The sequence below is a fragment of the Blautia sp. OF03-15BH genome (genome assembly GCF_003463065.1).
In the GTDB taxonomy this organism is placed as follows: domain Bacteria; phylum Bacillota; class Clostridia; order Lachnospirales; family Lachnospiraceae; genus Limivivens.
Map to the genome: position 1 here is coordinate 15,737 of NZ_QSCM01000006.1, position 19,878 is coordinate 35,614.

16 protein-coding genes are annotated in these 19,878 nt (G+C 45.0%); 15 read left to right on the top strand and 1 reads right to left on the bottom strand.

The genetic code is table 11. The annotated features are described in order from the left end of the window. The first annotated feature begins 32 nt into the window (after positions 1 to 32). The 12 genes from DXA57_RS08160 to DXA57_RS08215 all read left to right on the top strand — a co-directional run bounded on the left by DXA57_RS08160 (position 33) and on the right by DXA57_RS08215 (position 15,375). Positions 33 to 401: a hypothetical protein gene (locus DXA57_RS08160; protein WP_117766454.1), complete on the top strand. Its 369-nt coding sequence runs from the start codon at positions 33 to 35 to the stop codon at positions 399 to 401. Between the two features lie 18 nt (positions 402 to 419). Beyond that, positions 420 to 674, top strand: a complete 255-nt coding sequence (locus DXA57_RS08165) for a hypothetical protein (RefSeq protein WP_117766456.1) — start codon at positions 420 to 422, stop codon at positions 672 to 674. Further along, positions 656 to 910 (top strand): EsaB/YukD family protein, encoded by a 255-nt coding sequence (locus tag DXA57_RS08170; protein ID WP_117766458.1) that lies wholly within the window; start codon positions 656 to 658, stop codon positions 908 to 910. Before DXA57_RS08165 ends, DXA57_RS08170 begins: the two co-directional genes overlap by 19 nt. 13 nt (positions 911 to 923) lie before the next feature. Beyond that, a complete protein-coding gene (locus DXA57_RS08175) occupies positions 924 to 2,177 on the top strand; it encodes a transglutaminase domain-containing protein (RefSeq protein ID WP_117766460.1) in 1,254 nt (417 codons plus the stop codon). Between the two features lie 16 nt (positions 2,178 to 2,193). Next, positions 2,194 to 3,936 (top strand): hypothetical protein, encoded by a 1,743-nt coding sequence (locus DXA57_RS08180; RefSeq protein ID WP_117766462.1) that lies wholly within the window; start codon positions 2,194 to 2,196, stop codon positions 3,934 to 3,936. A gap of 23 nt (positions 3,937 to 3,959) precedes the next feature. Then, positions 3,960 to 7,823 carry a DUF1002 domain-containing protein gene (locus DXA57_RS08185; protein WP_117766464.1) on the top strand — a complete coding sequence of 1,288 codons (3,864 nt, stop codon included), beginning with the start codon at positions 3,960 to 3,962 and terminating at the stop codon, positions 7,821 to 7,823. 247 nt (positions 7,824 to 8,070) lie between these two features. After that, positions 8,071 to 9,702, top strand: a complete 1,632-nt coding sequence (locus tag DXA57_RS08190) for a sensor histidine kinase (RefSeq protein ID WP_158571267.1) — start codon at positions 8,071 to 8,073, stop codon at positions 9,700 to 9,702. A 14-nt stretch (positions 9,703 to 9,716) separates the two neighbouring features. Next, positions 9,717 to 10,451: a response regulator transcription factor gene (locus DXA57_RS08195; protein ID WP_117766468.1), complete on the top strand. Its 735-nt coding sequence runs from the start codon at positions 9,717 to 9,719 to the stop codon at positions 10,449 to 10,451. A 124-nt stretch (positions 10,452 to 10,575) separates the two neighbouring features. Beyond that, a complete protein-coding gene (locus DXA57_RS08200) occupies positions 10,576 to 12,081 on the top strand; it encodes an ABC transporter substrate-binding protein (RefSeq protein WP_117766470.1) in 1,506 nt (501 codons plus the stop codon). A gap of 96 nt (positions 12,082 to 12,177) precedes the next feature. Next, positions 12,178 to 13,095 (top strand): ABC transporter permease, encoded by a 918-nt coding sequence (locus tag DXA57_RS08205; protein WP_117766472.1) that lies wholly within the window; start codon positions 12,178 to 12,180, stop codon positions 13,093 to 13,095. A gap of 12 nt (positions 13,096 to 13,107) precedes the next feature. Then, the gene (locus tag DXA57_RS08210) at positions 13,108 to 14,001 is read left to right on the top strand and encodes a carbohydrate ABC transporter permease (RefSeq protein ID WP_117766474.1); all 894 of its coding nucleotides are present in this window, start codon (positions 13,108 to 13,110) and stop codon (positions 13,999 to 14,001) included. Between the two features lie 15 nt (positions 14,002 to 14,016). Beyond that, positions 14,017 to 15,375, top strand: a complete 1,359-nt coding sequence (locus DXA57_RS08215) for an alpha-L-fucosidase (protein ID WP_117766476.1) — start codon at positions 14,017 to 14,019, stop codon at positions 15,373 to 15,375. Between the two features lie 76 nt (positions 15,376 to 15,451). Here DXA57_RS08215 and DXA57_RS08220 read toward each other — a convergent pair whose 3' ends face one another. Further along, positions 15,452 to 16,333: a YitT family protein gene (locus tag DXA57_RS08220; RefSeq protein ID WP_199612704.1), complete on the bottom strand. Its 882-nt coding sequence runs from the start codon at positions 16,331 to 16,333 to the stop codon at positions 15,452 to 15,454. Between the two features lie 308 nt (positions 16,334 to 16,641). On the opposite strand from DXA57_RS08220, the gene DXA57_RS08225 reads away from it, so the two are divergent. From DXA57_RS08225 to DXA57_RS08235, 3 genes are all read left to right on the top strand, one after another. Beyond that, on the top strand, positions 16,642 to 18,177 hold the full coding sequence (locus DXA57_RS08225) for an alkaline phosphatase (RefSeq protein WP_117766478.1): 1,536 nt from the start codon (positions 16,642 to 16,644) through the stop codon (positions 18,175 to 18,177). Beyond that, positions 18,178 to 19,329 carry a YibE/F family protein gene (locus DXA57_RS08230; protein WP_117766480.1) on the top strand — a complete coding sequence of 384 codons (1,152 nt, stop codon included), beginning with the start codon at positions 18,178 to 18,180 and terminating at the stop codon, positions 19,327 to 19,329. Positions 19,330 to 19,425: 96 nt separating this feature from the next. Then, complete coding sequence (locus DXA57_RS08235; protein WP_330423232.1) at positions 19,426 to 19,662, top strand: hypothetical protein; 237 nt, start codon at positions 19,426 to 19,428, stop codon at positions 19,660 to 19,662. Positions 19,663 to 19,878: the final 216 nt, after the last annotated feature.

Here is a 19,878-nt window from a genome sequence, read left to right on the forward strand (position 1 = left end):
CCTGAATAAAAAAGAAAAGAGGATGAAATAACATGGCAGGATATATTTTAAAATATAGCGCAGGAACTTATCAGAGAAAAATCTCCGCACTGGAGGGATATTACTCACAGCTGGTCACACATCTGGAACAGCTGAATACGTTACAGGGACAGATGAAGGATTTCTGGGATGGTTCTGCTTCTTCCGCAGAATACATGAACCTGATCAGTGATAAGATCAACGAAGTAAAGAACCGCATGGAGGATTGCAAAAATACCAATATTCAGTATCAGCAGGTTGTGGATGATCTGGCAAATGCAGGTTCTACCGTGGATAATATCGTATCCGATGTAAAAGATGCCTCCAAAGCAGCAACCGATGCGGCAGGAGCGGCAGCAAGTATCGTAGGACTGATCGTGTAAGCTTTTATGGAGATAAAGGTGATACCTGCAAGGTTACAGAAGCATACGGTATATCTCGAAGAAGAAATCCGGATAGCGCGCCGTATTGAAGAGATGGCAGAGGAAGCCTTTGGGTCAGATCCCGGTGGAGCCGAGATCCTGGCCTCTGTTCGCAAACTCTGCCGGAGCATCGAACTGCGGCGTGAGATCCTGGAGACGCTGGACAACTCTCTTCGGGATCAGGAAGTAGTATTACAGGAGTATGTAAAGGGATTATGGAGACAAAACTTTTGATCACACTGGATATCGCGTCGATCTCTCAGAGCTTTGAAGTTCTCGTTCCGGACTTCCTGAAGGTAAAAGAACTGATTCCATTGTTTGTAAAGATTGCAGAAGAACTCTCAGGAAAGATGTATCAGTCTTCCGGGACGGAATTTCTCTGTTCCTGTGCGGAAAACACGTTATTGGATGCAAACAGTACTCTGGGGGAATATCATATAAAAAACGGAGACCGTTTCATTCTGTTGTGAGAGGGGTGGCAGTATGAAGTTTAAGAAAGGCATATGGACAGCAGCAATCCTTCTTGCGGGCATTTTTCTGGAGACAGGAACGGTTTTTGCAGAGGCCGGGGTAAAAAATCTGGAAGGAAATCAGATGCCCACGGGTGATCTGGCAGAATATACGCCGTCAAAGCCTATGGAGCTTCTGTCAGGGCAGGATGCCGCAAAGCTGGATGAGATCATGAGCACCTACAATGGATCCGGCAGCAGTCTGCTGAAGAACACTTCAAAGAGTTATTACTATTATGAAAACCTGGATCCTGTTGCCAAGGAAATCTACGATGTGATGCTTGGGGTGGCACAGGATCCGGTGAGTGAAGGCAATATCGGTCTTATGATGACGGATATCGATCCGCAGAGTCAGGACTACTATTATGAATTTAACGTCGCCTACCGGGCTCTGTGCTTTGATCATCCGGAACTTTTCTGGCTGTATTCCGGACAGGAGGCGGAAATGGTGTACTTGTCGGAGGCAGTCAATTACGGGGGCTTTTATTTTGTCTATATTAAAATGGCAGAGCCATTTGTCAATTATGAGAAGCAGATGCAGGCCTTTAATACGGCGGCAGAAGCTTTTCTGGCAGATGTCAACAGAAATGTCTCCGATTATGAGATTGTCCGTCAGATCCATGACAAACTCATCGCACTGGTAAATTACAACGATCCGGTAGCTGACGGGGCAGTGGCCCTGGAACGGGGGCAGGATCTGGCGCATACGGCCTATGGCTGTCTGGTGACCGATTCCAGCGGGATTTCCAACTATGCGGTCTGCGACGGCTACACACTGGCGATGGAATACCTTTTGCAGCAGTGCGGGATCGAAGTCGCTTTTATCGGTGGAATGGCAGGAGCCTCCGAGGCAGAAGCCGGAGGCCACGCCTGGAATATTGTAAAAATCGATGGTGTCTGGTATGAAATGGACAGTACCTGGGACGATGCCGGAAGCCGGGAAGATGATCTGACGCCTGGCACGGAGGAATATCAGTATTTCATGGAGGCCCTGCAGGATCCCGGATACAGGGAAAAGCTGGATCACTTTCTGTTCCTGGTTTCCACGGACACGATCACACATTTCCTGCCGGGAGATGAGTATAAATATATCACCCAGGATGGCATGTATGAGATCCAGATGGTGCAGGAAAGTGTACATATCCGCTTAAATAACAGCAGCAGGGGTTCTGAGTGTGATTCTGCGATTATTTCGCTGGCGCCGGATGCGATGCAGAATTATCAGTAAGCCCAGAGGAAAAAATATGAAAACACATAAGGTTTTAAGAAGAACAGCCCTCTTTTTGTCTGCCGTTCTTCTGTCTGAGGCAGTGATGCCTGTATCTGCGCTGCAGGAGGATGTGGAAAAACAACTGAAGGCGGTAAAGAGTCTGACAGACCTGGATCCGGATGCAAATGCCGCTGCAATCGGGATCTTATTGCAGCAGTGTATGGAGCTCTTGCCGGACGGAGATCCGGTGAAAAGCACACTGCAGAGCATTCAGGTACTGTCGGAAGGCGGAAGCCAGAATGCCGCTGCAGTAGATTTACTGCTAGACGGTCTGCTGCAGGGAAGCGGAGAAGCCGAAACAGAAGCGGCCGCTTCCGGGAAAACGGCTGCGGAGGGAAGTCAGGAACTGTTTTCCGGAATGGTGTTTCCGGATCTGAACGCACTGCAGGAGACGGTTTTTGACGCCGGTATACCGGATTTTCAGATGCCGGAACTGACACAGACAAAGATTCCAGAGAGTGTGCTGGTGGATGTTCCGGGAGACTGGGGGAACAATGCGGCAAGCGGCCGCAGCCTGATCTCTTATTCTCCGGTGAACGGTTCCGGAGCGATCAGCCCCAAGGCCGGAACTCTGACTATCAGTTACTTTGCCATGGAATCAGAGGATCCGGCCAGTGCTTTTTTCAGCTATGAGAAAAGTATCTCGGATATGAGTGTCACTTCGGATATGCAGTCGGAGGACCTTTCTTCAGCCAGTCTGCCTGCCAAAAAACTGAATTTCCAGATGAATGTGGGAGCCAATCAGTTTGCCTGCGAAACCGTCTGCTTTATCTATGAAGACACGGTGTATGCCTTTGAACTGATGCAAGGACAGTTGTCTGCCTACAATTATTTCCCTGTATTCAATCAGGTGGTGCAAAGTGCGGAGATCGCAGGAGAATCTGCAGTGATAGAAGGTCCGGCGGAAACGGAAGTGGCTACAGTGCCGGAAGGTCCGGCAGAAACAGAAGTACCGGCAGTACCGGAAACGCCGGTGGAAACGGAAGCGGCTGCAGTGCCGGAAACGCCGGTGGAAACAGAAGCGCCGGAAGTGCCGGAAACGCTGGTGGAAACAGAAGCGCCGGAAGTGCCGGAAACACCGGTGGAAACAGAAGCACCGGAAGTGCCGGAAACACCCGTGGGCACAGGGGAAGAGGACATCAGTTCCTTCCGGTATGAACTGAATGGTCATTCCTATCAGTTCCCGACACCGATGAGTGAAATTGATCCATCGGATATTCAGCTGGACAGGCAGATCCGGCTGCCCTATGATATCTCTTCCGACGCGGACATGGAGTCCGGCAGTTGGACAGAGATCATCAACACCCAGTATTTTTACTTTGAAAATTCACTCTATAAAGAGATGACGGGAATCACAAATATGATGGGCTACGACACGGTGCTGTCAGAGGGTATCCTTACGGCCCTCATCGACACCAACGGTACCTATCTGAATGTGGTTCTGCCCGGAGACGTCCATGTGGGCAGTTCCGAGGCGGATATCCTGAAAGGTTTCCCGCCTTTTGCAGGGAAGCAGCTGGACGGCGTGGCGACCTTTGTGGGCAACGATTATCTCTATGCATGCAACGTGCGGGATGACGGCTGCAACGGTTATGCGATTGTCCGGAATGACGATCCGTTTTACAGTGCGGTCACGATCATCTGTGAAAATTCCGTCATAAAAGAAATCAGTTTTGAATGCATCGGAGCCGAAAGGGCGAAAGGTGTGTTTCAATAAAAAAATAAAATAAGGAGAGAGTCATGAGAGGAAAGTATATGAGAAAGCTCATCTGCTGTATGCTCGTTGCAATGATGGGCGTGGCGCAGCTGTGCTCCGTCGTTTCCCAGGCGGCAGATATTTCCGGCCTGGCTTCCGAGTCCCGGCTTCCCATTGTTTTGACTTTGGGAGCGGACCTGTCGGAGGACCAGAAGAGCCAGATTCTTCAGTTCTTTGGAATCGACCAGTCAGAAGTAACAACGATTACGATCACAAATGCGGATGAGAAGGAGAAGCTTGGAAACTTGATTTCCGCAGAGAAGATCGGTTCCTACACCTACAGCTGTGCGCTTGTAAATCCCACAAACGCAGGCGGTATTCAGGTAAAAACGGCAAACTTAAACTATGTGACCAGCAACATGATTGCCAGCCAGCTGTCCACCTCCGGCGTTTATAACTGTGAGGTTCTGACAGCAGCGCCCTTCGAGGTTTCCGGTACCGGAGCCCTCACAGGCGTTATGATGGCCTACGAGGAGGCCAGCGGATCCCAGCTTGACGAGGGCAAGAAAGAGCTGGCAAACGTAGAGCTCATCACCACAGGAAACATCGCTGACACGGTAGGACAGGATCAGGCAACCCTTGTGGTCAATGACATTAAGATCCACATTGTCAGAGACCAGATCACCGAGGAACAGGCCGTTCACGACGTTGTGGACAATGTCATCGGCGTGACGGAGACGGCGGCAGCAGAGGCAGCGGCAAATCAGGGCAAGGAAGCTCCGGCAAAGCTTGGCGAAGTCGAGAAGACCCAGCTCTATGATTTCAGCTACAAATTCAGCCAGATGGATTACGATTACGCCCAGATGCAGCCGACCCTGGAGCGCGTTACCTACAACGTAGCCACCAGCAGCGGTATCGACGACCCGATCACCGACACCTTCACAACGATCACCGAGGAGCAGGTTCTGCCGAGCAACAGTATTCTTCTGCGTACCAACGATGAAATCTGGGGCGAAGATGCGATCATCAATGCTACCAGCAGCGTTGCCGTATCTGACAGACCCGCAGAGCCTATCCAGGTGTTCACCGGTGAAGCAAGTCTGACCGCAGCAGGCGGTGTAAAGGCAGATGCTTTTATTTCCGGAACAAATATCATTGAATACAAGGATCTGAACGGTTCTTACGCCCTGATGGATCTGAATGGAAATCTTCTCACAGAATCCATTTACAGTCAGGATATGATGGGCAGAAAAGGTTATATCATAGCCGAGCTCAATGATGGCTCCGGAAAATCCGGTATTCTTGCACCGGACGGTTCTGTTGTTGTAGATTTCCAGTATGACGCTGTAAAAGTCGTAGGAAACATGTGGGCGGTAGGTGTGATCCTGACAGAAGGCGGTACGGAAGACGAGTATGATTATACGGACTATACCAATTATTATCTCATCGATCATGCAGACGTTTACTACATAGGAAACCAGGGAACCCAGTGTGTCGGAACCTTGGGAAGAGATGATTTTTACGATGCGGAATCCTGCGCGGATTATATCAATATCCAGGCGAGAAGCGGTGTGATCACCACCTATGATTCTGCCTTCAATGCCGTACAAACCGCGGATTCCCTGTACCATTTCGGTGATTATGACTATGACAATTCTCTGGAAGATGCCCTGCAGCAGAAGACCGGCTATTCTGTCAGAAGCTTCTATGGCAAATACGCGATGGTTTCCGGTGATAATGGTTACGGAATCATTGACCGGTATGGAAATGTCATTGTGCCCACACAGTTTGGCAACTTTGATACTTCCTTTGATGTTTATGAAAACGGCGGTTATTTCCTTTCCATTGGAAACGAGCAGACCGTTTTCGTAACAGCCGGAGGAAATGTCACCGGTTCCTTTAACTATGGCTATAATAATGCAGAATCGGTTATGGGCTATGGAATGAGTGCCCGGGTAAAGACGAGCGATGGCAAATATCTCCTTCTGTCTGCAGATGGAAGAGAATCTGATCTGGGAACAACGTATGAATATATGAACGTGATCAAAGAATCCAAGGGTATGCTCTGGATCGGTCAGCCGACTGACGGAAACGGGTATGATCTGATCGACTGGCACGGAAATGTACTTCTTACCGGAAGCAGCGGTTATTCCATGTCAGAAAACGGAAGCTATCTCATTTCCCAGGAAGGATACACCTCATCCACTCTCTATATGGTAAATGATGCAGATCCCGTGGATCTGGCCAACAGTGCCGGAGGAGCCACAGAAATGCAGGTCGAGACAAAAGAGGGAGCCTCTCTTGAAGTCTTTGACGGAGAAGTAACGATTGCAAGTGTCGGTAATGTCGCATCCGAGAGATTTATTGATGGCACAGATCTACTGCTGGCAACCAATGACGGAAACAAATATGCGGTTATGGATGTGACAGATACGCAGTACTCAAATCCGCAGTTTTCCCGTTATACGAGCTATGAGAGTGGCTTTGTTCTCATGGAGGATGCGGATACAGAGAAAACAGGAGTTATGACGACAAAAGCGCAGATGGTAGTTCCCTGTGAGTATGACAATGTGAACATCCTCAATGAGAAATGGATCGCAGCTTATCTGCTAAAAGAGGCGACAGAGAGCGATTATGATTTCCAGAGTTATTCGGATAATGGCTATTATCAGATCGAGACCGCTGTTATTTATCACATAGGAGAAACCGAGACCGCTTCCGTAAAACTGACCAGAGACCAGGTGGCAGATCTTCAGGCAGATGGAGACTATCTCAATGTCCAGGATCGAAGCAGCGGAAAAGTAACGACGTATGATGCTTCCTTTAATGCTGTGGCAGCAGCCGACAGTGTATGGAACTTTGGTGATTACTCCTATGAAAATGTGGTTCTGAAGCAGATCAGTGACAAATCCGGTCATGGAGCACTGAAAGTCTATGATGATGGCTATGTCATGGGATCTGACTGGGACAGCGAGGCAGGAGAGAGCGTATATGGTGTCATAAATATGAATGGAGAAGAGATCCTTCCCTTTGAATATGACCGGATTCATTATAACTATGGCGGCAGCGGCAGATGTCTGAGTACAAATGGTTATTTCTGTGTAGAAAAAGACGGCAAGATCGGTTTTGTAACGAAGGGAGGAGAAGTAAGCTGTGAATTGAAGTATGACAGTGAAAACTTTGAGTGTGACGGCCTGGCCGGTACCTATAAGAACGGAGATGGCACTTACACCATCATTGCAGCGGACGGAACCGAATCCGGTCCTTATCCGAATTCTCCCCATGGCCGGGCAAATGGTATGATCTTTGAGGTTTCTGCGATTGACGGTAATCCGATCCTTGTAGACTGGCATGGAAACGAGCTGCTGAAAGGATATTCCTATTTCAGCTTTTCAGACAGTGGAAATTATTTTGTAGCCAAGAAAAATTACAGTGATCCTACGGAGCTCTTTACGATCAACGGGGCAGAAGTGATCGGCGTCAATGGCAATGCGGGCGGAACCGGAGCTGTTTCCATGCCGGAAGCAGAAGAGCCGGAAGTCCAGCAGACCGAGGCTCCGGCAGAAGCGGAGACAGAAGCACCTCAGGAAATGGAGCAGATACCGGAAACACAGGCGGAGACAGCCGCAGCAGAAGTGACAGAAACAGAAGCTCCGACAGCAACAGGAGGATCAAAAGAGGAAATCCTTCCTCTCCTTCAGAGTGCTTCCGCACTGGCAGAAGCCGATGCAGCAGCAAATAAAGCTGCCATCCTGACACTTCTTACGCAGGCAAAGGAAAAAGCAGAAGGCAGTTATCCGGATGCGGCTTCCGTCATTGGCGGTGCCATCACCCTGCTGGATACAGACAGCCCGGACGGTGCTTCCGTTCTGGCACTGCTTAATTCTGCGACTACGATATTGGGATAACAGGAAGAAAAGGCTTTGACAGCAACACCATAGGGTAACGAAATGAGCAGCGGAATTGGATAACTTCAGTTTCTGCTGCTTGTTTTTTTCCCGAAGAAAGTGAAAAAATTGCTTTATGTTTCACGTGAAACATTTCTATCCGGAAATCTGATTATGTTGTATAATGAAGGAGATGAAAACGCATTTGCAAAAGAGCATTTCTCGTGCAGCGGAACGTAAGGATTTTGATTTAAGAAAGGAAAATAGGATGAATCATTCCATAGTAAAAAGTGCAATTCGTTCCATGGTTCTGACGCTCATGGCAGCAATTCTGATCATTGAGATCTCTAGCTTTTTTCTTATTCAACAGGATGGAGAAAGAGCAAGAGAATTATTCGGTGATTCTGTAGAGGCTTATGGTAATTACTGGGAAAACAAATTGGACGAAACAGCAGATTCCATGCTTGGGTTTATCGGGATTGAGACAGGAGTTATGTATCGTCAATTGTGTGAATCGGATCGTAAGTTGAAAGTGGAAATAGCGAAGACTCAGCTACATACGCAAATTCAGCAAATGAATGCCCGTTACGGAAATGAACTTACAACATTTGTTTATGTTCCGGACAGGGATATTTATTTTTCTGCAAATGAGAAAGGGCTTTCTTATGCAAATTATCAGGAGATGAAACAAGCCATCAGTAAATACATTCAAGAGCATATTGTGGCTGCAGGCGATAAATGGAAAATCCTGATGGTAAATGATACGCCTTACATATTCAAAATTTACCACATGTATAATGGTTACATAGGAAGTTTATATTCCGCAGAACGGGTTCTGGACGGTTTATATGACAAAAAAGCAGACTGGTTTCTGGAGATTCTGGACAGTGACAAACAAAATGTGCTTGAAAAAGGGGAAAAACATGCCGGAAAAACCGTTTCCTATGAAAGTCAGCTGAAAGGAACCGAGGTAACGATTTCTGTTTCCGTAAAAAGCGGTCGCCTGTATAACAATACAGGATTCGGTCTGTTAATATTCTGTGGAACTTTATTTCTGGCAATGATACTGATCACAGTAGTCTGGGGAAGGGAAGCCAGGAGAGTATTTTTCCCTCTGGAAAAATTGAGACTGGCAATGGAACGTTATAGTGAAGGTGAGATGGATACGCGCCTTAAGGTTTTAAACAACGGTTCACAGATCGATCTTTTATACAAAACGTATAATAATATGGCAGATCAGATCCAGAATTTAAAAATACAGGTGTATGAAAAAGAACTGGAACGCCAGAGGATCAACAGTCATTTCCTGAAAGTACAGATACAGCCGCATTTTTACACAAATATATTGAATCTGATCTATGGCATGGCACAGATGAAAGATTTTCGTTCTATTCAGCAATTATCTCTGGTAAGCGGAAAGTATTTCCGCTATTTACTGGGACAGAAGGGGACTTTTGTTCCTTTATCTGAGGAAATGAATTGTCTTAACAGCTATGCGGAGATCCAGCGTTATCGGTATCAGGACAAATTCGAGACAAGTATGGAAATCCAGGAAGGCCTGGAAGAGCAGCTGGTACTGCCAATGATCGTGCAGACCTTTTTTGCAAACAGTTTGAAACATAATATCATGAGAGTCCCGCTGTTAAAAGTAAAAGTAAGTGTAAGATCTGTTGAAAAGGAAGGTCTGAAAATTACTATTATGGATAATGGAGTCGGTTTTGATCCGGAGATCCTGAAGCGTATTGAAAATGGAGAATCCATTGAAGAGAACGGAGAACATATAGGAATCCAGAATGTAAAAGAGAGAATCCGGGAGTTCTATGGTAAAGACGGAAAAATGGAGATCCATAGTGTTCCGGGGAAAACAGAGGTTGTTTTATATTTGCCCCATATCATGTAGAGGAGAGGAAACGTATGAACTTATTATTGGTAGATGATGAAATTGCTATGGTGCAAATCATGAAAGAAGCAGTGGACTGGAAAAAACAGGGCATTAAGGAATTATATACAGCGCATAATGCGGATGAAGCCAAAGATATCCTGGAGAGCACAAAAATTGATATTCTGGTCTGTGATATAGAAATGCCAGGGGAAAGCGGACTGGAATTGATCAAATGGATGGAGGATATCTATCCGGAGATCATCAGTATTATCCTGACAGGGTATCCGGATTTCAATTATGCCCGAAGTGCAGTTTCCCTGGGCGTCTACCAGTATCTCTTAAAACCGGTAGCTTTTGAAGAATTAGAAGAAGTGGTCCATCATGCGGTAGAAAGAGTAGAAGAAATCATCTCTTCACAGAATAGAAAAGACATGACCGGAATAGAAGAAATGTCAGATCCGGTAAGAGTGATCAAGGAATACCTGGAAATCCATTATAATGAAGTGATCACAAGAAAAAATATTGAATCACTGGTACATTTAAACGGAGATTATGTGAATCGGGAATTCAGAAAATATACCGGCTGTACGTTTATGGAATATATTCAGAAATACCGGATCATTATGGCAAAAAAGTTCTTGAGGGAAACATCGATGTCCATGGCCGAGATCAGCTCTCACATCGGATATGATTCTCCGGCATATTTTGCAAAAATCTTCAAGAAACAAACCTTACTGACACCAAGCGAATATAGAAATAAAAAATAACCAAGTCGATTTTGTTATAGAATGGGTCGAGATTGAAATTGAAAGAGAAACAGAGAACCTGTATGATTGGTATATCGACAGCAAAGGAAAACAAAAAAATACTTTTCAAACAGGGGGATTAAAAATGAAAAAGAAATTGGTCAGTGGGTTACTTGTAGCAGCAATGAGCCTGTCCATGCTGGCAGGAAGCATTGTTTCTCTTGCAGATGAAGCAACAGACGCTGTATTAAAGGATGGAGATACGACAGAGATCCTTATGGTATGGCCGGGTTCCAACGCATCTCCTGCCAGCATGCAGGAAGTAGAGGATGCAATGAATGAACTGATCGCACCGGTTGCAGATGCAAAGATCAAACTGCAGATCATTGAGTGGGGTGCTTATGATGACCAGATCAACCTGATGCTTTCCAGTGGAGAGAAGCTGGATATCTTCCTTGGTACTTCCAATATCAGAGAAAGAGGTCAGAGAGGTCAGTTGTATGATATTGCAGAAGATGTACAGACCTATGCACCGGATGCATATGCAGCAATGGAGCGTTACATTAATGCCTGCTATTTTGATGGAGCATTATACGGACTTCCCATTTATCGTGATATGGCAGCACAGGCCGGTCTGATCTGCAGAAAAGATATTCTGGATGAAACCGGATTTACCGTTGATGATGTCAAAACAATGGATGATGTGGAAAAGGTAATTGAAAAAGTACATGAGCTTCATCCGGAGATGTACGCACTGATCCCGTCTGATCTGAAGAGCGGCTGTTTGTTAAACTACATCAAGGGTCAGTTTGATGATATTTCATCCGGAGTTGGCGTTGCAATGGATGATGATACATCTGACGGAGTAACTGTTGTAAACATCTATGATACAGATGAATATAAAGAGATGGCTAAAGTAGCTTATGACTGGAATCAGAAAGGTTACTTCATGCCGGATTCTACAACAAACACAACTCCCAGACAGGATATCTTAAAAGCAAATAATGCATTTGGCTACTTTGGAAACTATCATCCGGGTATTGTAACCCAGGAGGTTATGAATACCGGTATGGACATTGTAGCAATGCCAATCACAGAAAAATCTCTTTCCACACAGTCTGTAAATAACATCGAATGGCTGGTAGCTGCACAGACAGAAAATCCGGAAAAAACTCTGGCAGTTCTGAACCTGTTATATTCCAGCGCTGATTTCCAGAATCTGTTCCGTTATGGTATCGAAGGAAAAGATTATGAAGTCAAAGATGCCGAGAAAGGTATCGCAGGATATCCGGAAGGTGTTACAAGTGCAACTGTTGGCTGGGGAAATGAGATGTGGCTTTCCGGTAATGCTTCTGTAGGATATGCATGGGAGACCGATCCGGAGGATGTATTTGAGAAATACTCTGAGTTCAATGATACTGCAACACTTTCTCCGCTGTATGGCTTTATCTATGATACCAGTAATGTGAAGAATGAAATTACTGCGATCAGCAACGTGAAAGACAAATACAAAGCAATCATCGAAAATGGTGATGCGGATCCGGAAACAGCAGTAGCAGAATTCAATGAAGAGTTGAAGGCAGCTGGAATCGATCATATCATCGAGGATGTACAGGCACAGGCAGATGCATGGCTCGCTGAAAACAAATAAAAGGAAATAGGAAAAACGGTCGATTAATAGAGCTATTGGTCGGCCGTTTTTTATGAAGAAGAATACGAGTGAAATTTGCATCAGAGAGGACAGGATATGAACAGTAAGAAAAAGAAAATGCTGAAAAGAGCAATACCTCTTTATATTATGGTAGCACCGGGATTTATCTATTTGTTGATCAATAACTACATACCTATGCTTGGAATTGTAATAGCATTTAAAAATCTGAATTTCTCAAAAGGAATTCTGAAAAGTGACTGGGCGGGGCTGTCAAACTTCGAGTATCTTTTTAAAGCGCCCGATGCTTTTTTGATAACAAGAAATACGATCCTATATAATGTTGCGTTTATTGTTGTAAATACAGTGGTTGCTATTGTGATCGCGATCATTCTGAGTGAAATACGCAGCAAGATGAAAGTAAAGATTTTTCAGTCTTGTGTTTTGATCCCTTCTCTGATCTCAATTATCATCGTGAGCTATCTGGCCTACGCCTTTCTGAGTGGAAGAACAGGATTTATCAATGGTTCACTGGCAGCAGCTGGAAAGGACACCATTTCTTTTTATACAGAGCCTAAATACTGGCCGGCGATACTGATCTTTATCAATTGCTGGAAAGGCGCCGGATATTCTTCCATTATTTATCTGGCAGCTATTCTGGGGATCGATCAGGAAATGTATGAAGCAGCAGAGATCGATGGGGCGACAAGATGGAATAAAATCCGTTTTATTACCCTGCCAATGCTGAAATCTACAGTGATCACATTGACACTGATGAATGTAGGAAGAATTTTCTATTCCGATTTTGGTCTGTTCTATCAGGTACCTATGAACTCCGGAGCTCTGATCAATGCAACGAATACCATAGATACTTATGTATACAGAGGATTGATTGAATTAGGAGATATCAGTATGTCATCGGCAGCCTGTGTATATCAGTCATTAGTAGGTTTTGTCCTGGTTCTGACTGCAAACTGGGTTACCAAGAAGTTAAGTAGCGAAAATGCACTGTTTTAGGAGGAAAGTAAGATGGTTGGAAAAGGCGAGAGACGCTATCAGCGTATGCTGACAGTGATTATGTTTTTGATATCTCTGATAATGGTGATTCCCCTGATCCTGCTGGTTATGGCATCCATTACCAGTAACAATGAGATCGTAATGCATGGCTATTCTTTCTGGCCGAAAGAATTCAGTCTGGATGCATATAAGTATATCTGGAATGAAAAAGCACAGATTTTTCATGCATACGGAGTAACGGTTCTGGTGACTGTTATTGGTACAGCAGTCGGAACCATGCTCACTCTTTTATATGGTTATGTTTTAGCACAGCCGAAGTTTCCAGGAAAAAGTTTTCTTGCATTCTATTTGTTCTTTACTATGCTTTTTAATGGTGGTCTTGTTCCCACCTACATCATGTATACACGTTATCTGCATCTGAAAAATTCCATTGCAGCCTTGATCATACCGGGACTTCTGATGAACGCATTTAACGTTATTTTAGCAAGAACCTTCATCCAGTCGAATGTTCCGGTAGCGTTAAAGGAAGCAGCGGAGATCGATGGTGCCTCGGAATTCAGGATTTTCGGTCAGGTGGCTCTGCCGTTATGTAAACCGATCATTGCGACGGTAGGACTGTTCATCGGTCTGTCTTACTGGAATGACTGGATGAATGGATTATATTATGTGACAGATGCCAAGCTGTTCAGTATCCAACAGCTTTTAAACAACATGATAAAGAACATAGAGTTTTTATCCAAGAATGCGAACAGCAATATCAATGTATCAAGTATCAGCGGCGGAATCCCTCAAGAGACGGTACGAATGGCAATAGCAATCGTAGGTCTGCTGCCTATTCTGTTGGTTTTCCCGTTCGTACAGAAATATTTTATCAAAGGAATATCGGTAGGTGCTGTTAAAGGTTAAGAGAAAGGTGAAGATATGAAGACAACAGAAGCAATGAAATCTTTTGAACTGGTACGGAAGGATTACCAGCCAGAAAAGGTAGCATGTTTAAGCAAAGAAGAGATGCAATGGTTTCGCGATGCAAAATTCGGAATGTTCATTCACTGGGGAATTTATTCCATGCTTGGAAAGGGTGAATGGGTACTCTTTAATGAACGGCTGGATGTGAAAGAGTATGAAAAATTAGCCGAAGATTTCAAAGCGGAAAAATTTGATGCGCGTGCATGGGCAAAAGCAGCCAAAGATGCAGGCATGAAGTATATGGTTCTCACGACACGCCATCATGACGGTTTCTGTTTATTTGACAGTAAAGCAAGTGATTTCAAGGCAACAAACAGTGCGGCAGAAAAAGATTTTGTAAGAGAATATGTAGAAGCCTGCAGAGAAGCAGGATTGAAAGTCGGTTTTTATTATTCTCCTCTGGACTGGAGATTCCCCGGATACTTTTTCCCGGATTTATACTGGGAAAATGCACGGGCATTAAAAAAACAATGCCATGATCAGCTGATCGAACTGATGACGAATTACGGAAAAATCGATATGCTCTGGTTTGATGGAGAATGGCTGGCACTTGGCGGCAATGACTGGACAGGAGAAAAGGGATGGTTCCGGAAACCTGACTGGGCAGTTGGCGAGTATATGAGAGTCAATTATTTCTGGGAATCTGAAAAGATCATCAATGAGATCCGCAAATTGCAGCCGGGAATCATGATCAATAACAGATTTGGTTGGGAAGGAGATTTTCATACAAGAGAACGCCGGATCGATGAGATCCGTACGGATAAACCATGGGATTCCTGTGATTGTATTGCGGATTCCTGGGGATATATACCGGGCAGAGAAGTTCTTTCTCTGAGAGAACTGATCCATAATCTGGTGTCCATTGTTGTGCGTGATGGAAATTATCTGTTAAATGTAGGACCGACCGGCGACGGAAATATGGAAGAGGAACAGGTAAAACGGCTGGCTGAACTGGGAGCGTGGATGAAACAATATGGAGAAACTCTCTACGGAACAAGAGGCGGCCCTGTAATTCCGGGAAGCTGGGGAGGAACTACTTACAAAGAGAATAAAGTATATGTTCATATTATGGAATGGAAGTCTGATAAGATCAGGCTGCAGCTTACCGGAAACAAATTAAAAAGCTGGAAGCTGTGGAATGTGAAATCTGCTGATATTCAGGAAAAAGACGAATATATTCAGATTGAAGTTCCAGAAGCAGAACGGGATGCTTATGATACCATTATTGAGCTGGAGTTTGAAAATCCCATTCAGTGGGAGGGCGCTTCCTGTAAAGAAAATGATGTATATGGACTGGCAGATGGATTAAAGTAAACGCTGCCAAATAAAAAACCGGCATTCCGGACGGAAAGAAATCCGTCTGGAAATGCCGGTTTTTTGTGTCTGAAAATCAAGATGGATGATTGTTATTACTGGAAAAGATATCCGCGACTTCACTGATCGTAATATAGGCGAGCGGATCAATGTTGTGTACGATGTCTTTCATTCGGATGATCTGATATCTGTTGATGATAAAGTAGATCATCGATTTGTCGCGGTTTGAGTAGCCGCCTTTGGCACTGAGATGTGTCACACCGCTTTCAAAGGTCTCGCTGAGTGCTTTGCATATTTCATCCGGATGTTCTGTGATGATAATGGCACATTTGGACCGGTCGATACCTTCCACAATGAAATCGACGGTCTTTAAAGCGGCAGCATAGGTGACGATGGAATATAAAGGCAGGATCCAGCTTTTGAGTACAAAGCCGCAAATGATATATAGAAGGATATTATAGATCATGACAAAGGTTCCGACCGTGATGCCAAGGCGTTTGGAGAAAATCACTGCCATGACTTCAATTCCGTCCATTGCACCGCCGAAACGGATCGCAAGACCGCTGCCGATACCGGATATCACGCCGCCAAACAGTGCACAGAGCAGCAGATCCGTGCCGGCAAGAGGAGAGGCAATACTGACATCAATGGGAAAGACATCCGTGATCAGCCATGCGAAAAGAGAGTAGACCGCCACCGTATAGATCGCATAGGCAGTAAAAAGCCTGCCCAGTTTTTTCAGACCGAACAGAAACAGAGGGATATTCAGTAATAAAAGGAAAAAAGACAGAGACAGATACGGTGGAGTGATCTGTTCCAGCAACATAGAGGTTCCTGAAATACCGCTGTCATACAATTTGACCGGGGTCAGGAAAATCGTGATCCCAAAGGCGTTTACGATTCCTGCAACGGTAAGCATCAGTAGATTTACAACACGAAAATTCTTGGGGTGTTTCATTTTCTTACACTCCTTTATTCAGGTGAGGGCAGCGTGCCGGTATGATGGCTGCTGCAAGGTAGAGTTGGTTACGGGCAGGTAGCGAAGCGGATTGAGAAGATCCGTTTGCAACAAAGTATAACATATGGACAGAGGGAAGAATAGCCCTTATGTAAAATTTCTGTATCAAAAACAGACAAAAATCTTATAGAAATTTAACTTTGGACAAATGGAGATTTTACAGAGCCCACCTATAATAGGCATCGTCAAGAAAAGAAGTGAAACAGATTCATTTTGCAGTTACAATGAGTTATGTAAAGGAGAGTATTATGAAAGCAAAAAAAGTCGGTGCATTATTATTGGCAGCAGCAATGGCAGTCTGTACAGTACCTGTTCATGGAATGGCAGCAGAAGAAGGAACAAAGACTCCGAAATATATTTTCCTGTTCATCGGTGATGGAATGAGTTATCCGCAGGTGCAGACAACCAACTATTATCTGAATGCGATCGCAGATGACGGAGATGAGATCCTCAACAGCGAAAGCAAGCTGAACATGATGAAATTCCCGGTAGCCGGATCTGCACAGACCTATGACAGCACATCCTTCTGTCCGGATTCCGCTTCCACAGCAACTTCCATTTCCACAGGTCATAAGACCTACAGCGGAACCATCAATATGGATGAGAAGATGGAGACCTCCTATGAGACCATCGCAGAAAAACTGAAAAAACAGCTTGGCTATAAAGTGGGAATCCTTTCCTCTGTAAACTTAAATCATGCAACACCGGCAGCTTTCTATGCACATCAGGCATCCAGAAATAGTTATTATGAAATCGGTCAGGAGCTGATCGCAAGTGATTTTGATTATTTTGCAGGCGGCGGTCTGAAGAAGACAACCGGAGCAGATGGGGATAAAACGGATTTGTACCAGCTGGCAGAAGAAGCAGGGTATAAAGTGATCAAAACCCAGGCAGAGGCAGAGAGCCTGACCGCAGAGGATGGAAAAGCAATCGTTATCGATGAAACGCTTGCGGACAGCGATGCAATGAGCTATGACATGGACCGCGAAGAAGGCGAATGGGGACTTTCCGACTATGTTGAAAAAGGAATTGAGGTACTGGACAATGAGACCGGCTTCTTCATGATGGTTGAGGGCGGAAAGATCGACTGGGCCTGCCATGCAAATGATGCAGCAGCAACGATCACAGATACCGTGGCCATGGATGATGCAGTTGGAAAAGCAGTGGAGTTCTACAAGGAACATCCGGATGAGACCTTGATCCTTGTAACGGGAGACCATGAGACTGGTGGTCTTACCATTGGCTTCGCAGGAACGGATTATGACACCTTTCTTACCAACATCAGCAACCAGAAAATCTCCTATGCAAAATTTGATTCCGATTATGTGGCAGCATACAAGGAGAACAAGACGGATTTTGACACCGTAATGGCTGACATTACAGAGCTGTTCGGACTTCAGGCGCCGGACGGAGCCACAGAAAGCTCCAACCAGGCAGACAGCAAGGATGTGCATCCGGAAGGAACGGACGATAAAGGAAGCCTTGTGATGACCGATTATGAGTATCAGAAGCTTCAGGCTGCTTATGAAGAAACCATGAGCAGAACCGGTGAAGAAGAGGAATTTGGCCAGGAAGAATATCTGCTGTATGGAAGCTACGAACCGCTGACCGTAACGATCACACATATCCTGAACAATAAGTCCGGTATCAATTTCTCCTCCTATGCACATACAGGACTTCCGGTAGAAGTATTTGCCATGGGAGCAGGTCAGGATGAGTTTGTCGGTTACTACGATAACACAGATATTTATAACAAGATGGCGGCACTTACAGGAGTAGAATAAATGACAAGAGACAGGATTAGAAAAGGTTCTGTTTCCCTCATAGCGATTTTACTGATTGTTATCCTCATGGCCCTTCCTACGGGCTATGAGGATGCTGCTATTTATAAGGGAACAGACAGAGTGAGAGCAAAGGTTCTTTCCACAGATGAGAGTTCTGTGATCAATAATGGTCTGATCCAGTCCGGAGAGCAGTACTGCAAGGTGAAGATCCTCGGAGGAAAGTTTAAAGGAGAGGAAACAAAAGCCGTAAATATGCTGAGCGGTTCACTGGAAGCGGATAAAATTTTCCAGGAAGGAGACATTGCACAGGTAGTGATCAGTTATAGCAACGGAGAAATTCTTTCCGTTATGATGAGTGATCACTATCGCCTGGACAAAGAACTTCTGCTTGCAGGAATTTTTGTTTTACTTCTGATCGGCTTTGCCGGAAGAACCGGTTTGCGGGCAGTGTATTCTTTTATGATTACCATTCTGGCAATCTGGAAGATCCTGACGCCTGCATATCTGAAAGGTGCCAATCCGATCTGGTGGGGAATCGTGCTGACCGCATTTCTGACACTTCTGATCATTTTTCTGGTCTATGGATTTGACAGAAAAACACTTGCAGCATCATCCGGTGCACTTCTTGGAGTACTGGTAAGCTGTGTTATGGGCTGCATTTTCACGGATGCATTTAAAATCCATGGTGCCGTTATGGCATACTCGGAAAGCCTTCTCTATGCCGGATATCAGAGTCTGAACCTTTCGCAGATTTATATGAGCGGAATCTTCATCGGGGCCTCAGGCGCCATGATGGATCTCTCGGTAGATATTACTTCTGCAGTAAATGAAGTGATCGGAAAGAAACCGGATATTGGCTGGAAGGAAGCGGCACAATCCGGGATGAACGTCGGAAGGGCAGCAATGGGAACGATGACAACAACGCTTCTGCTGGCTTATTCCGGAGGCTATATAGCGCTTTTAATGACGTTTATGGCACAGGGAACACCGATAGACAATATCCTGAATTATAAATATGTAGCAGCAGAATTACTGGACACGATCGTTGGAAGCTTCGGGCTTGTGACCGTTGCACCCTTTACTGCGCTTACCAGTGCATTGTTGCTTACAAAAAGGAAAAAACGTAACAACACCACATCTTTGCAGTCATGATGACTGATGTTTCACGTGAAACATCAGCAAGGCGAATGAGATGCCGAAAATACTACAAAAGAAAGAAGGAATAAAAGCAGAGTCCGCCAGAAGGAAATGGCAGCGTTTGATATCCATGACCGGGTCAATTATGCAGTTACCGAATCAAAACTAAAAATAGAAAAAGACCGTTCCATGATTGCATTGAATCTTCAGATCGATGAAAGTATCTGCTCCATGTATGATTATTTTGAGATTTTTCTTGGCCGTATGATGCTTTGCAGAAAATCAGCAGAGATTCTGGGGACGACAGTAAAGCGGACATTCGCAATCCGCTTCGCTACTTGCTCATGAACGCAGTCGCTTCGCGATCTGCGTTCATGCTGACAGTCAATGGAAGAAAAGTTCTGTAAAAAGCGGACAGAGCGCAGACAACAATGGTTTATGCAGTAAAAAATGGAAAAGGAAGATTGCGTTGTTAAAAAAAATCTGCTATTCTTTTTCTATGAACTAAGATGAGTTGTCCGGAGATATTTCTCAAAATATCTGATCCGGAACATCCAAGATAAG